The sequence below is a fragment of the Telluria antibiotica genome (assembly GCF_011682055.1).
Lineage (GTDB): Bacteria > Pseudomonadota > Gammaproteobacteria > Burkholderiales > Burkholderiaceae_D > Telluria > Telluria antibiotica.
Map to the genome: position 1 here is coordinate 231,299 of NZ_JAAQOM010000002.1, position 14,619 is coordinate 245,917.

16 protein-coding genes are annotated in these 14,619 nt (G+C 67.8%); 6 read left to right on the top strand and 10 right to left on the bottom strand.

The annotated features are described in order from the left end of the window. Positions 1-8: 8 nt before the first annotated feature. Entirely contained in the window at positions 9-137 is a 129-nt protein-coding gene (locus HAV22_RS31775) for a DUF1993 family protein (RefSeq protein WP_208296046.1), read from the top strand. Between the two features lie 8 nt (positions 138-145). On the opposite strand, the gene HAV22_RS04040 is transcribed toward HAV22_RS31775, so the two are convergent. Beyond that, entirely contained in the window at positions 146-481 is a 336-nt protein-coding gene (locus tag HAV22_RS04040; RefSeq protein WP_166856761.1) for a hypothetical protein, read from the bottom strand. A 186-nt stretch (positions 482-667) separates the two neighbouring features. Between HAV22_RS04040 and ppk1 the strand changes: the two genes are divergently transcribed. After that, positions 668-2,827 (top strand): polyphosphate kinase 1, encoded by a 2,160-nt coding sequence (gene ppk1 / locus HAV22_RS04045; protein ID WP_166856762.1) that lies wholly within the window; start codon positions 668-670, stop codon positions 2,825-2,827. Further along, a complete protein-coding gene (locus HAV22_RS04050; RefSeq protein ID WP_166856764.1) occupies positions 2,793-3,266 on the top strand; it encodes a SixA phosphatase family protein in 474 nt (157 codons plus the stop codon). The genes ppk1 and HAV22_RS04050 overlap by 35 nt, the downstream gene beginning before the upstream one ends. Positions 3,267-3,394: 128 nt before the next feature. On the opposite strand, the gene HAV22_RS04055 is transcribed toward HAV22_RS04050, so the two are convergent. Beyond that, positions 3,395-4,615 carry an MFS transporter gene (locus tag HAV22_RS04055; RefSeq protein ID WP_166856766.1) on the bottom strand — a complete coding sequence of 407 codons (1,221 nt, stop codon included), beginning with the start codon at positions 4,613-4,615 and terminating at the stop codon, positions 3,395-3,397. A gap of 91 nt (positions 4,616-4,706) precedes the next feature. Here HAV22_RS04055 and HAV22_RS04060 point away from each other — a divergent pair, with 91 nt between their 5' ends. Beyond that, a complete protein-coding gene (locus HAV22_RS04060; protein WP_166856768.1) occupies positions 4,707-5,498 on the top strand; it encodes an AraC family transcriptional regulator in 792 nt (263 codons plus the stop codon). Between the two features lie 6 nt (positions 5,499-5,504). Here HAV22_RS04060 and HAV22_RS04065 read toward each other — a convergent pair whose 3' ends face one another. After that, positions 5,505-5,984, bottom strand: coding sequence for a RidA family protein (locus HAV22_RS04065; protein WP_166856770.1), 480 nt, complete (start codon positions 5,982-5,984; stop codon positions 5,505-5,507). Further along, entirely contained in the window at positions 5,974-6,636 is a 663-nt protein-coding gene (locus HAV22_RS04070; protein WP_166856772.1) for a GNAT family N-acetyltransferase, read from the bottom strand. Before HAV22_RS04070 ends, HAV22_RS04065 begins: the two co-directional genes overlap by 11 nt. A gap of 156 nt (positions 6,637-6,792) precedes the next feature. On the opposite strand from HAV22_RS04070, the gene HAV22_RS04075 reads away from it, so the two are divergent. Next, complete coding sequence (locus HAV22_RS04075; RefSeq protein WP_166856774.1) at positions 6,793-7,434, top strand: hypothetical protein; 642 nt, start codon at positions 6,793-6,795, stop codon at positions 7,432-7,434. A 75-nt stretch (positions 7,435-7,509) separates the two neighbouring features. Here HAV22_RS04075 and HAV22_RS04080 read toward each other — a convergent pair whose 3' ends face one another. From HAV22_RS04080 to HAV22_RS04095, 4 genes are all read right to left on the bottom strand, one after another. Then, positions 7,510-7,962 (bottom strand): nuclear transport factor 2 family protein, encoded by a 453-nt coding sequence (locus HAV22_RS04080; RefSeq protein WP_166856775.1) that lies wholly within the window; start codon positions 7,960-7,962, stop codon positions 7,510-7,512. A gap of 85 nt (positions 7,963-8,047) precedes the next feature. Beyond that, on the bottom strand, positions 8,048-9,493 hold the full coding sequence (locus HAV22_RS04085; RefSeq protein ID WP_166856778.1) for a Ppx/GppA phosphatase family protein: 1,446 nt from the start codon (positions 9,491-9,493) through the stop codon (positions 8,048-8,050). 74 nt (positions 9,494-9,567) lie between these two features. Further along, positions 9,568-11,247 carry an alkaline phosphatase family protein gene (locus HAV22_RS04090; RefSeq protein ID WP_166856780.1) on the bottom strand — a complete coding sequence of 560 codons (1,680 nt, stop codon included), beginning with the start codon at positions 11,245-11,247 and terminating at the stop codon, positions 9,568-9,570. Positions 11,248-11,342: 95 nt separating this feature from the next. Continuing rightward, a complete protein-coding gene (locus HAV22_RS04095) occupies positions 11,343-12,266 on the bottom strand; it encodes a LysR family transcriptional regulator (protein ID WP_166856782.1) in 924 nt (307 codons plus the stop codon). 110 nt (positions 12,267-12,376) lie between these two features. Between HAV22_RS04095 and HAV22_RS04100 the strand changes: the two genes are divergently transcribed. Then, positions 12,377-13,123, top strand: a complete 747-nt coding sequence (locus HAV22_RS04100; protein ID WP_166856784.1) for an SDR family oxidoreductase — start codon at positions 12,377-12,379, stop codon at positions 13,121-13,123. A 7-nt stretch (positions 13,124-13,130) separates the two neighbouring features. On the opposite strand, the gene HAV22_RS04105 is transcribed toward HAV22_RS04100, so the two are convergent. Both HAV22_RS04105 and HAV22_RS04110 read right to left on the bottom strand, forming a co-directional pair. Continuing rightward, a complete protein-coding gene (locus tag HAV22_RS04105; protein WP_166856785.1) occupies positions 13,131-13,859 on the bottom strand; it encodes a sterol desaturase family protein in 729 nt (242 codons plus the stop codon). 239 nt (positions 13,860-14,098) lie between these two features. Continuing rightward, positions 14,099-14,542: a hypothetical protein gene (locus HAV22_RS04110; RefSeq protein WP_166856787.1), complete on the bottom strand. Its 444-nt coding sequence runs from the start codon at positions 14,540-14,542 to the stop codon at positions 14,099-14,101. Positions 14,543-14,619: the final 77 nt, after the last annotated feature.

Consider the following 14,619-nt stretch of genomic DNA (forward strand, 5'->3'; position numbering starts at 1 on the left):
CAGCAGCCGTGCCCAACTTCTTTTTCCACTATTCGATGGTGTACGCGATCGCGCGCCAGGCCGCCGTGCCGGTCGGGAAATCGGAATTCGACGGCTATCACCGCTACCCGTCAGGTTTCACGTTCGCGGCGCAGTGACGATCCCGTCATCGATGGGCCAGCAGCGGAAAAGGCAGGGAGGCCCAACCCATCACCAGGCAGAGCAAGAGAAAACCGGCAGCCTTGTTCCTGACGTGCTTGCCGACGCCGACCAGGTACTCGATCACGAACGCACACGTGATCCCGGCCGTGAGGATCCCGACGGCCAACAGCAGCGGCAACGATGCGATCGCAAGACCAGGACTGAACCGGGCCAGCGCATTGAACGCGTTCCTCGACGGTTCGAGGAAGAGATAATCCTGCACGGGCACCAGGATGGCGACGACCAGCCTGCGCCGGAGCGCCGGAATGGACACGTACCAATCCCACAATGCGTTGAGCATGCCTGGACCTTTCACGCGGCGATGCGCCCCGGGGATCGGGCGCCCATCGGCAAAGAATACCGCCGTGGCGCTCCATTGTTCATTACACAATGTACAGGCGAATGGGCTTGCCGGAGCATTCCATGTCACAATGTTGTCATAATCGGCTTCTACACTCCGTTGCCACGAGTGAAATATTTCCCAAAAATGGATATGAAGTTGAAAACGGACGAGGCCCTCGCCACGCTTCCGGCCGATAGCCCTCACCTGTTCCTCAACCGCGAGCTTTCGCTGCTCGAATTCAACCGCCGCGTGCTCGAACAAGCGGAAGACGAATCCGTGCCGCTGCTCGAACGGCTGCGCTTCCTGACCATCGTCTCGAGCAACCTCGACGAATTCTTCGAGGTGCGCGTCGCCAGCCTGCTGGCGCAGCACCAGGCGCACGGCGGGCCCGATCCCGGCCAGGCCGACCTGGACGGCGCCGCCGACGAGTGCCGCCAGATCATCGGGCGCCAGTACGCGCTGCTGAACGACCAGATCCTGCCGCAGCTATCCGCCAACGGCATCCACCTGCTGCGCCGCTCAGACCGCAACGCGGCGCAGAAGGCGTGGGTCAAGCAGTACTTCGACAAGGAGGTGCGGCCGCTGCTCACGCCGGTCGGCCTCGACCCGGCGCACCCGTTCCCCCGGGTGATCAACAAGAGCCTGAACTTCATCGTCGAGCTTTCCGGCAAGGATGCGTTCGGGCGCGGCACGGGCATCGCGATCATGAAGGCGCCGCGCGTCCTGCCGCGCATCATCCGCCTGCCGGACGAACTGTCGGACAAGCCGGGGGCGTCGTATTGCCTGCTGACGTCCGTGATCGAAGCCCATATGGCCGACCTGTTCACGGGGCGCGAAGTCGTGTCGTACTCGCAGTTCCGCGTCACGCGCAACAGCGACCTGTGGGTGGACGAGGAAGAAGTCAAGAACCTGCGCCAGGCGCTGCAAAGCGAACTGCACAGCCGCAACTACGGTTTCGCCGTGCGCCTCGAAGTGGGACGCAACTGCCCGAAGCACCTCGCGGACTTCCTGCTCGACCAGTTCTCGATCGACCGCTCGCGCCTGTTCACCGTCGACGGCCCCGTGAACATGGGACGCCTGCTGGAGATCGTCAACAGCAACGCGCGCCCGGAACTCAAGTTCACGCCGTTCGTGCCGGGCTTCCCGGCCAAGCTCGTGAACGGCCACGACATGTTCGCCCTGCTGCGCAAGCAGGACGTGCTGCTGCATCACCCGTACCAGTCGTTCCAGCCCGTGATCGACTTCGTGCGCTGCGCCGCCGCCGATCCGAACGTCGTCGCGATCAAGCAGACGATCTACCGAGCCGGCTCGAATTCGGAGCTGATGGATTCCCTGATCAACGCCGCCCAGCGCGGCAAGGAAGTGACCGTCATCGTGGAATTGATGGCGCGCTTCGACGAAGAGGCCAACATCAACTGGGCCGAGCGCCTGGAGGAAGCGGGCGCCCAGGTCGTGTACGGCGTCGTGGGCCTCAAGACGCACGCCAAGATGGCCCTCGTGCTGCGCCGCGAGCCGGACGGCCTGCGCCGCTACGCCCACCTCGGCACCGGCAATTACAACCCGACGACGGCGCGCTTCTACACCGACTTCGGCCTGCTCACGTCGGACGAGGAAATCACCGCCGACGTCAACGAAGTCTTCATTCACCTCACGAGCCTCACGCGCCCCACGCAGCTGTCGGCAATGTGGCTGGCGCCGTTCACCTTGCAGAAGGAAATCGTGAAGGCGATCCGCCAGGAAGCGTCCATCGCGCGCGAAGGCAAGCCCGCGCGCATCATCGCCAAGATGAATTCGCTGACGGACGAATCCGTGATCCGCGCGCTGTACGAAGCGTCCGGCGACGGCGTGCGCATCGACCTGATCGTGCGCGGCGCATGTTCGTTGCGGCCCGGCGTGCCGGGGCTGTCCGAGAACATCCGCGTGCGCTCGATCGTGGGCCGGTTCCTCGAGCACACGCGCGTCTACTACTTCCGCAACAATCTCAAGAACGACATCTACCTCGGCAGCGCCGACTGGATGAACCGCAACCTGTTCCGCCGGGTCGAAGTCGCATTCCCCGTCCGTTCCGCCGCGCTGAAGAAGCGCGTGCTGCGCGAGGGCCTGCAAATCTACTTGAAGGACAACGTCAACGCCTGGGAACTGGGCAGCGACGGCCGCTACCGGCGCCGCAGGACGCGCGGCAGCCAGCCGTCCTTCGGCGCCCAGCAGTTCCTGATGGAGACGCTGGGCGCGCAGAGCACCGCCCACGTGCATAACAAGGAGAACGACCATGGAACTGATCCTGTGGCGCCACGCCGAGGCTGAGCCGCACGTCCCCGACCGCCAGGGCGATCAGTTGCGCGAACTGACGGCGAAAGGTGCCCGGCACGCGTCGCGCGTGGGCGCGTGGCTCGACCGCCAGCTGCCGGCGCACTGCCGGATCCTGTCCAGCCCGGCGGCCCGCTGCGTGCAGACGGCCGAAGCCCTCGGGCGCAAGTTCACGACGGTCGAGGCCCTGAACACCGATTCGACACCGCAGCGCATCCTGGAAGCGGCCGGCTGGCCGGACAACAAGCACACGGTCGTCGTCGTCGGCCATCAACCGCTGCTGGGCCAGGTGGCGTCGCTGATCTTCGCGGGCACGGCGCAGGACTGGAAGATCCGCAAGGCCAGCGTGTTCTGGATCGCGAGCAAGGGCGAGGACGATCCGGCGCCGTTCGTCAGGCTCGCGGTGGGGCCCGACATCGTCGGAAAGTTGCGCTGATAGTGCCTTGCCTGCCCGGCGCATTGGCACGCTGCTTTTCGTAGGGTGGGCTCCCCGAGCCCACGCGAACGTTTGCGTTATGAACGCTACGCGTGGGCACGAGGTGCCCACCCTACCATGAAGCGGCCTCACGCGTTCTGCAAGCGCGCGCTGCGCGTCCCGCCGCCGACACCCACCGCCGTGCCGATCGCCAGCGCCTGGAACAACGCGATCCCCGCGAACAACCAGCCCGGATGCCCTGCATCCATCACGAGCCCGAACAGGACCGGGCCCACGGACAGCCCGGCATCCAGGCCCGAATAGACGACGCCGTACACGCGCCCCGTCGCATTCTTCGGCGCCGCGGCGCGGATCATCAGGTCGCGCGACGGTCCCGCCACGCCCGAGAAAAAGCCGATCAGGGCCATCAGCGGCAGCGCGAGCCACCCCGGCACGACGGCCGCGCCCAGCAGCACGGCCAGCGCGGCGGCCAGCGCGAAGGCGATGGCGACCGTGCGATCATGGTCCTGGCGTCCGGCCCCCACGAAGCCGCCCAGCAGCATGCCGACCGCCGACGTCAGCATGTACGCCGTGTACGACCCCGTCGCCAGCTCGCGCGAGATGCCGTACAGCTGCATCAGCCCGATCGACGCAAACGCCTGGATGCCGCCCAGCGCCACGGCCGTCAGCAGGAAGAATGCGAAGCACATCCACACGGCCGGCAGGCGCAGGAACGCGAGCGTGCCGGCGCCCTCGCCCGCGGCGTGCGCGGCCGCTGCGGGCGGCTTCGGCTCGGCGCGCAGGTGCGACCGGTTCAGCCAGAGGATGCCCAGCACGGCGAACGGCAGGATCGCGGCGCACGCGAGCGCCGTGCGCCAGCTGGACGTCGCGGCCACCGTCGTCATGAACAGCGGCGCCGCGGCCCATCCGATATTGCCGCTGATGCCGTGCACGGAAAAGCCGTGCGCCAGCCGCGCGCGCGACACGCGCTCGTTCAGCAGCGTGTAGTCGGCAGGATGAAAAATGCTGTTGCCGACGCCGGCCAGCAGCGCGCCCGCCATCAGCGCCGGATAGCTGCTTGCCGCCGCCAGCACGAGCGCCGACACGCCCAGCATCGCCACGCCGAAGAACAGCACGCGCCGCGCGCCGACCTTGTCGACGACGAAGCCGGCCAGCGTCTGGCCGATGCCGGAGACGACGAAGAACGCCGTCAGCAGCAGGCCAAGCTCTGCATAGCTGAGGCCGAACGCGGGCTTCAGCCACGGGAACAGCGCGGCCAGGATCAGGTGGTAGAAGTGCGACGTGCCGTGGGCGACGCCGACGAGGGCGATCACGCGCGCGTCGGCGCGCAGGGTGGGGTCTCGGGACATGGTGGCTCCTGGAAAAAGCCCAGTGTAGGCAAATCGATCACGACTGAATTACGATAGCAGGACAAACTTTGTCGAGAATCGGACAGCCCTCATGAGCATCCCCGTCGTGCACCACACCCAGCCCTTCCCGGACTGCTTCGACCCGACACCGGCACGCCCCGTCACGCTGACGGCGCGCGACCTGGAAGCGGCCGACAGTGTGGCACCGCACACGCACCCCTTCGGCCAGCTCACGTACGCGCGCGAGGGCGTGATCCGCCTGACGGCCTCGGGCAGCAGCTGGATCGTGCCGCCGTCGCGCGCCATCTGGACGGCGCCCGGCGTCGTGCACGCCGTGACGGTGCTGGAACCCGTACGGCTGCGGCCCGTGCGCGTCCACGCCGCGCGCACGCCGTTCCCCGGCGAGGATTGCCGCGTGCTCGACGTGTCCACGTTGCTGCGCGAGCTGATCCTCGCGCTCGAACAATTGCCGGCGCTGGAAGTGTCGCCACGCGCGACCTTGCTGTCGGAACTCATGCTGGACGAACTGGCCCGCGCGCCGGCGCTGCCGATCCGCATCCCGCTGCCGCGCGACAAGCGCCTGCAAAGCCTGTGCGAGCGCCTGCTCGATGCGCCGGGCGCCACGGAGACGCTGGCGGGCTGGGCGCGCCGGGTGGGCGCCTCCGAGCGCACGCTGGCCCGCCTGTTCGAACGGGAACTCGGCATGAGTTTCGGCCAATGGCGCCAGCAGGCGCGCCTGGCGCACGCGGCGCCGCTCATCGCGCGCGGCATGCCGCTCGCGCGCGTGGCGGAAGAACTGGGCTACACGAGCCAGTCCGCGTTTTCCCACATGTTCAGGAAGACGTTCGGCTGTTCGCCGTCGGCGTTCTTCGCCCGGCGCTGACTCGATCTATTGCGCCGGCGCCGGCGCCGGCACGGCCGCCACCGCGTCGATCTCGACCAGGTACTCGGGCCGCGCCAGTCCGGCCACCTGCACCCACGTGCTGGGTGGCGGCGCCGTCCCCGCGAACATTTCCGTGCGCTTGGCATTCAGCTTCGCGAGCGACGCCGGCTTCGCCGCCACGTAGAACGTCAGCTTGACGATGTCCTGCGGCCGCGCGCCCTCCGCGGCGAGGATCAGGCGGATGTTCTCCAGCGCCTGCACGGCCTGGTCGTCGACAGATTCCGGCAGCGAGCCGTCCGGCCGGTTGCCGACCTGGCCCGCCAGGAACAGCAGGCGCGTGCCCGGCGGGACCTCTGCCACGTGGCTGTACGCGGCGACGGGTTTCGCCACCGTGGGCGGGTTCGCCTTGCGGATGGCCTGGCCGTGTGCCGGCGCGAACGCGAACGCGGCCGGCAACGTGACCAGCATGATGGATTTACGGTGCATGTCCTGCGTCCTCCGCGGGGTGGATGCCGAGCCGCCGTTCGAGCCGCGCCCGCACGTCGGGCCAGTCGAGGTCGGTCACGGCGAACAAGACACTGTCGCGCACATGGCCGGTCCAGGTGACGCGCTCGCGCCGCAGCACGCCTTCCCGGACGGCGCCCAACTTGGCGATGGCGGCCTGGCTGCGGACGTTGCGCGAGTCCGTCAGCAATTCGACGCGCCGGGCGCCGCAGGCGAATGCATGGGCCAGCATCAGGTATTTCGCCTCGGCGTTGGCGAGCGTGCCGCGCACGTCCGGATGCAGGAAGGTGCCGCCGATCTCGACGCATTGGCGCGTGCGCTTGAGGCTCAGGAAGCTCGTCGTGCCGACGATCGTGTCCGTCGCGCGGCTGCGGACGGCGTACGCGACCCACTCGTCCTGCGCCACCAGGGCGTTCACGGTGCGCCACCACGTGTCGAAATCCTGGCCCTGCCCGTTGACGGCAAACAGCCGCCATGCGTCGGGGTCGCAGTCGAGGGCGGCACGCACGTCTTCGCGCAACCCTTCCGCGTACGGCTCGAGGCGCACGTGGCGTCCGGCCAGCACGCGGCGCGCCAGGTCCAGCGACGCGGGTGGCACGGGACTCCTCGGGCCGACGGGGATCGATTCGTTCATGGCAAAATGATAAAGGTTTTGCGAAGTTAAGGGAAGCAACCACATACTGAGCGCGCGCGTGCACGGCCGCACGCGCACGCGCAATGGCTGATCGGCGCCGGTCCCGGCCTGCGTCACGCCGTCCACGCCGAATACGACGCGGCGGGCCGGCGGCTCGTGCGCGAGTCCGGCTGGCTGCCGGGGGTGGCAGTCCAGGCCGCGTACACGGCGGGCCCGCTGACCTGGCGCGGCGGCGCCGACTGGTACCGGGGCGACATCGACTACGCGGGACGCACGCAGGCCGGCGTGCCCGCCTCGTCCACGACGTCGACGACGTTGGCGTCCGTCCACGCCGGCGCGGCCTATGCGCTGGCCGGCGGCGTGGCGCTGCTCGCCTCGGTCGAGGTCGACCGCTGGCGGCGCGACATCGCCGGCACCGCGTCTGCCGCGGGCCTGCAGGAAACCTACCGTTCCACCCGGCTGTACGCGGGCGCGGCCAGGACGTGGCGTCCCGCCATCGGTCCGCTGGCGCTCGAGGCGAGCCTGTTCCGGTCGACGCCGGAGCACATGCGGGTCGGTTTTTCCGGCGTGTTCGCCCCGGCGAGCGTCGACGGCGGCCCCGCGCGCGGCGTGCGCCTGGGCCTCGCGCTGCGGCCCGTACGGGCGCCGTGGCTGGAACTGCGCACGCGCTTCGACCACGCCCGGGTGCCGCGCAGCGGCAGCGCCCCGTTGACGGCGGACGGGCAGTTCCGGGGCACGATCACGCAACCGGAACACACGCGGCAGGCGTTGACGTTCGAGGTCGCTGCCACGTACTGACCTTGAAGCCGCGCGCGTGGAAAACGGGACAATGCCCCGTTTCCCATCGCGGCGCAACGCCGGAAGAATGACGGGTTAGTGGACGGCAGGACGCGTCGCGGCCTTGCCGGCTGCGGCGCCTGCGCCCTGCGGTTGGTAGGCCTGCGCGGCCCGATGGGTGTCGTCGTATTCCTTGAAGCTGGCGATCTTGCCGCCGGCGACGCGGAACACGTGGCACCAGTCGTTGCTGTACTCGGCGCCCGTCGCCTTGACGGTGAACGTGCCGTGCCCGAGCACGACCACCTGGTCACCCTGGCCGATGAACTGGTCGGGCTTGAATTCGCGCGGTTCCTGGCTGTCGGCCAGCACGCGGAAGAAGTCGGCGACCTGGTCCACGCCATGGCGCTTGCCGGTGAACGGGATGCCTTCGATTTCCGGCAACTCCCACGTAATGTCCTGGGCAAACAGGCCCAGCAAGCGCTGGATGTCGCCCTTGTCGTACGCGTCGTACGCCTGTTTGAGCAGGCTGATGTTGGCTTGCTCGTTCATGATCTCTCCCTGAAAGTCCGATGATCGGACTTCCAGTATCGCGCCCGCCCCGAGGAATGCAATGGTGGCCAGGCAAGCGCGCGAACTACGTCGTCACGCTGAACGGCACGCCCACGTCGTTCCAGGCCGCCGCTTCCTTCTCGAACCACGCGGCCACGGTCGGATGCTGGCGCAGCCAGCCGCGCGGCGTCTCGATGTCGATGCGGCCCTTCATGCGCACGCGCACGGCGTCCGCGTCCACGCGCGCGTGCATGAACACGGCGGCCAGCCGCAGCGCCAGCACGGCCTTGGCGAGGTCGGGCACGCCCAGCACCTCGCGCACCTTGCGCAGATTGCCCTTCTGGCCCAGCACGATCAGGCTCATCAGGCGTTGCTCGCGCGCCGTGAAGCCCGGCAGGTCGGCGTGCTCGACGATGTACGACGCGTGCTTGTGCGCGCCCGTGTGCGAAATGGCCTGCCCCACCTCATGCAGCATGGCGCTGCGCAGCAAGTGGTGGACGATGGCGTCGTCCTGCGGCGCCAGCTTGTCGAACAGCTTTTTCGCGATCGCGGCCGTACGCGTCGCGCGCTGGGTGTCGACGCCGAAGCGGCGCATGCAATCCTGGATGGCGAGATCGCGGCGGTCGTGGCGGTTCGCGCGCAGCTCCAGGTCGGACAGCACGCCGAGCCGCAACCCGGCATTAATCGCCGTCATGGCGGGCACGCCCAGCTCCTGCATCACGCCGATGAGGATCGAGAGGCCGCCCGTCATCACGATCACGCGCTCGCGTTTCACACCGGGCAGGTCGAACGCATCGACGTGGCCCAGCTCGATGAGCTTGTCGCGCAGCGCCAGCAGGCTCGCCAGCGACATCGTGCCGTCGCCGAGGCGGTTGCGCGAGATGACCTCGTTGATCGCGCGCATCGTGCCGGACGAGCCATAGACGGCGTCCCAGCCGTGCCCGCGATACTGGTCGGCGAGATCCTCGACACGGGCGCGCGCCGCGTTGACGGCCGTTTCGAACGCGTCCGCGCTGACGTGGCCGCCCTGGAAATACGTGGCGCTCTGCGGGTGCGTGCCGATGCTGAACGATTCGACGAGGTGGATGTCGTCGCCGTGCGCCGCGATCACTTCCGTCGAGCCGCCGCCGATATCGATCACGAGCCGGCGCTCGCTGCGCCGCCCCAGCGCGCGCGCGACTCCCATGTAGATCAGCCGGCCTTCTTCCTCGCCGGAGATGATCTCGATGGGATAGCCGATCGCTTCTTCCATCCGCGGCAACACGTCGTCCGCGTTGCTGGCGACGCGCATCGTGTTCGTCGCGACGACGCGCACCGCGGCGAGCCGGTACTGGCGCAGGATGGCGCTGAAGTCGCGCAGGGTCTGCAGCGCCGTCTCCACGGCGTCGTCGCGCAGCGCGTTGTCCGGGCCGAGGCCGGCCGCGAGGCGGATCGGGTCGCGCGCCGTGCGCACGATGTGGATCTGGCCCGCGATCGGTTCGCCGATGTGGAGGCGGAAGGAATTGGAGCCGAGGTCGACTGCTGCGTACATGGCTGGGCTGGGTTCAAGTGGCGTTGACCGCAGTATAGCGGGCACGGGACGCATCGCGTCTCCCTGCTGCGCCGTCAACGCAATGCCTCCGTCAGCACGCGCCCTTCGGAGCCCGCCGGACGGCGCACGTGCAGGACCTGGGCGAGCGTCGGCGCGATGTCGACGACTTCCGCGTAACCGGCCTGCTCCCCCGGGCGGATCCAGCGCGGACCCATCACGACCAGCGGCACGGACGTGTCGTACTGCCACGGCGTGCCATGGCTCGCGCCCGAGGTGCCGCTGCCGAAGATCGTGTACGGCGTCGTCACCACGAGCAAGTCGCCGGACAAGGTGCGGTTCCAGGCCCGCTGCATCAAGGTGCCCAGGCGCGACTTGGCTGCCACACCCTGCTCCAGCTGCGTGCGCGTGAACACCTCCGAGATGCCGGGCTGTGCCAGCAGGAAGTGCGCGGCGGCATTCTCCACGTCGGCCCGCGCGAGGCCGCGGCGTTCGATCTCCGCATCGTCGAGATGGACATCGGGCAACAGCGAGGTCTTGACGAGCTTGGCGCCGCCGAAACGCTTGGCCAGCGCGCCATCGAGTTGTTCGAGCAAGGTCTTCGGATTCACGCGCAGCGCGTCCGCATGCTGCGTGCTCGCGAACTCGGCCGTGTTGGCGAAGCCGTGGTCGGCCGTCAGCACGACGAGCACATTGTCCATGCCGACGCGCTTGTCGAGGAACGCGAAGAATCTCGCGATCCGGCGGTCGATCTGCTGCAGGTGGTCGTGCGACATGCGGCTTTCCGGGCCGTACGCATGGTTCACGTAATCGTGGCCGGACAGGCTCACGCCCAGCAGGTCCGTGGCACCGGTCGGGTTGCTGCCGAGATGCTCGCCATCGACGGCGGCCTCGGCGAATTCCAGCGTGAGCTCGTCGATGGCGGGACTCGTCTTCAGGCGGGCGTAATAGTCGGCGGCCGGCGCGCCGCTCTCGCTGTAGAACGTGAACGGAAAGCGGTTCGGGTTCGCCGTCGTCGCCTCGGGGTAAGGCGCATCGTCGGCGTACGCGCTGTCGGCCAGCAGCGGCGTCCACGACTTCGCGTAATAGCGATCCTGCGGCTTCGCGGCGCGGAAGCGCTCGGCCCACGCGGGGTAGCTGTCCATGTAGTAGGTGCTGGTGGCAAAGTCGCCCGTCTTGTCCATGTACATGTACGCGGTGCCCGTCTTCCCGGCCAGCAGGATGGCGCCGCGGTCCTTGCCGGACACCGTCACGACCTTGCTGCGGTTGCCGGTCGCGTAGCGCAGCTGGTCGCCCAGCGTATCCACGCGCAGGTTCGCGGGCGACGTGCCGTCGTGCTCGTCGGTCGCCTCGCCGACGTAGTGGTAACGGGTGTCCTCTGTGCAATAGACGTTGCGGCCGTCCGCGGCGATCCAGTTGTTGCCGATGATGCCGTGGCGGTAAGGATACGCGCCCGTCAGCACCGCGGAGTGACCGACGGCGGTGACCGTGATGCCGTGCGCCTGGTGCGCATCCGTGAACGACGCGCCCTGCTCGAGCAGGCGGCGCAGGCCGCCGGGGCCGAACTGGTCGCGGTAGCGCTGCACCTGCTCGGACGGCAGGCCGTCGATGACCATCACGACGACCAGCTTCGGCGGTTTCACTTGCGCGGCGACGGCGGCCGGCTTGGCGGCCGCGGCCGTGCATGCGGGGCCAGGCAGCCACAGCGCTGCGCAGGTGATCAAGGTGAGCGACGTCGTGCGCCAGGTCGGTGTCATGCGGTGCGTCCTTCTGTCGGATTGCTGGTTATTGGCAATCGTACATTGTATGAAGGACACATGTCAGTTCCGTGACACGGTGGCGGACGCTGAAGTCAACCGGCGAAGTGGGCGGCGAGTCCCTGCTCGCGGAAGCGCTCGACGACGAAGTCGACGAACACGCGCGTCTTCGCGGGCAGCAGTCGGCGGTTCGAGTAGTAGAGGAACAGCGGGCCCGTCTCCGCATACCAGTCGGGGAGGATGCGCACGAGCCGCCCGTCCGCGAGCAGCGGCCCCGCGTGCGGCGCCGGCAGCAGCGCGATGCCAAGCCCGGCCGCAGCCGCATGCGCCATCGCTTCCGGATCGTCCAGCACGGCCACCGGACGGCAATCGTACGGGGCGACGCGGCCGGCGTCGTCGCGCAACGTCAGCGTCTGCAGCCGGCCCGTACGGATCGAGCGGCGCGCGATGCCGTCGTGCGCGGCCAGGTCGTCCGGGTGGGCCGGCGTGCCGCGCCGGGCAAGGTAAGCGGGCGACGCGGCGAGCACGATGCGCACCCGCGTCAGCTCGCGCGCCACGACGCCTTGCGGCAGCTCGACGCCACCGCCGATCGCGACGTCGAAGCCTTCGGCGATGAGGTCGACCTGGCGGTTGTCGAAGTGCAGGTCAGGCAGGACTTCCGGATACCGTTCGCGGAACGCCGCCAGCATCGGCACGAAATGCATGCGCCCGACCGCCGGCGCCAGCGCCACCTTCAGCGGCCCGGCGGCGTGGTTCGCGCCCTGGCGCACGACGGCCATCGCGTCCTGGATGCGGTGCCAGGGCTCTGCCACTTCGCGCAGCAGTTGCTCGCCCTCTTCCGTCAGGCTGAGCTTGCGTGTGCTGCGCCGGAACAGCCGCACGCCGAGGTTCGCCTCGAGCCGCGCGACGTTCTTGCTGACGCCGGCCGGCGTGAGGCCGAGGCGGCGCGCCGCGGCGGAAAAGCCGCCGTCCTCGGCGCTGTGAATGAAGGCATCGAGGTGCACGAAGGGGTCGCTCATGATGAGACCTTTAACTCCTGGTTGAAAGTCTTGTGCTTTTACACCCGCTAGTTTCAACGGACAGTCCGGATGATACTGCACACATCGCCCCACCACTAAAGGAGCACATCATGGCAAACAGCAACCTCGAACAAAAAGTCGCGTTCGTCACCGGCGGTTCGCGCGGTATCGGCGCGGCGATCGTGGAACGGCTCGCCCGCGCAGGCGCGGCCGTCGCATTCACGTACCAGTCGTCGGACGCCGCCGCGCAAGCGCTGGCCGGACGCATCGAAGCGGCCGGCGGCCGGGTACTGGCGCTGCGCGCCGACGTGGCGGACACGGACGCGCTGACGGCCGCGATCGACGCTGCCGCCGCGAAGTTCGGCCGCCTGGACATCCTCGTCAACAACGCGGGCGTCTTCCTCGGCGGCCACGTGGCGGAATTCCCGCTGGCCGATTTCGACAGGACCGTCGCCGTCAACCTGCGCGCCGTGTTCGCCGCCACGCAGGCTGCGGTGCGCTACCTGCCGGACGGTGGGCGCGTGATCAACATCGGCAGCACGAATGCGCTGCGCGTGCCGTTCGCGGGCGCCGCCGTGTATGCGATGAGCAAGTCGGCGCTGACGGGACTGGTAAAAGGTCTCGCGCACGACCTGGGCCCGCGCGGCATCACCGTCAACAACGTGCTGCCGGGCCCCGTCGACACGGACATGAACCCGGCCGACACGGACTTCGGCAAGTCGCTGCACGCCTACATGGCGCTGCCGCGCCACGGCCGCCCGGACGAGGTCGCGACCATGGTGACGTGGCTCGCGAGCCCCGAAGCAAGCTTCGTGACGGGCGCCGACCTGGCGGTGGACGGCGGTTTCGCGGCTTAATCCTGCCTCACGGTTCCTCGGCGCGGTGCACGTCGCGCCACGCGAGCATCGCGCCGAGGCGTTCTTCCTTGTCCGCGTCGAAGCCGCACGTGGCGTCGAAACGGGCCGGGTTCTCGTACGTGCCGAACAGCCAGTCCCACCACACGATGTCGCCGTAGTTGTTGCGATGACGGCCGTACTGGTGGTGCACGCGGTGCATTTCCGGGCGCTGGAAGAACCAGCCGATCCAGCGCGGGGTGCGCACGCTCGTGTGATAGAAGAATTCGCCGAGCGCCGTGCACAAGGTGTAGACGGCGCCGGCCGCGGGCGACAGTCCCAGCACCGCATACACGAGCAGGCTGCCGATGATGGAATTCACGACCATCTCGACGGGGTGCTTGTAGAACGACGTGATCACCTCGATGCGCTGCGGGCTGTGGTGGATCTGGTGGAACAGGCGCCACAGCAGGTCGGATTCGTGGCGCGCCCGGTGCCACCAGTAGAACACGAACGTGGCGATGAAGTACGCGACCATGCCGCCGGCCGCGGGGCCGACGTGCTGCGACAGGTGGAACAGCGAACCGCCGGACAGCCAGCGCTCCCACGTGAAGCCGGCCAGCAGCACGACGCACAGCTGCACGGCGTTGATGGCGAGGACGCGCAACGGCCATGTGCGCACATGGGGCAGGCGCCAGCCGGGGATCACGCGTTCGAGCAGGAAGCAGGCGAAAAATACGATGAAGATGGTGGGCAGCATGGGATCCTCGTGGGTTGTCGGAATCCCATCTTGGCGGCGCTGGTGGCCAGCCGCCAGCGCCGGGTCGCGCGGTCTGCGTAGGTGCTACCGGTGGTCGCGGATTGCGCTACTTCAGGCTGTGGACAAACAATAAAATGCGTCATAGCCTGGAGGCCACGCGGGTGGCGCGACGGTCCGCTTTCGACCCAGAGCGGACGTTGTGACCGTCGAATGGCGGCGCATCAGAACTGGGACGTGAACTACGCTTTTTGCTCGAATGCTTCAGTTAGCGTTTGCAGACACGCCCGTTCATCATCCGAGATCGCACTTGCATGGTCCACCAAGATGGTATTGACGACGTGGTATTCCGTTTCATTTTTTATGAAACCGCGCTTCACAATGCGTTTGTAACTCGCGGAGTATCTGCGGGTTATCTCTGACAAAGTGACTACACCGGCCGCTCTAAACGCTTCGTCGACAACAGTCCTCGCTTCAGAATTCCAATTTCTTGTTTCTTCGACAGTATCGTTAGCGGCTTGGCGTAGTCCAGCAAGCGCTTTTGACTTGCCGAATTGCTGGACAATTCCCTTAATCACGTTCGCAGGGTGAACAGCAGAAGCAGGGTCAATTTGCCATACAGTGGTTGCAAAAAGTTCTACATAACCAAGTAGCTCGTTATACTCGCTTTCACGCCCAGGTGTCATCGGGGCCTTTCATTTTTGACCGTCCGCTTCTGGCTGACCTCGGCCGGTCGAGCCAGCATAGCAGGTTGTCGAAGCGC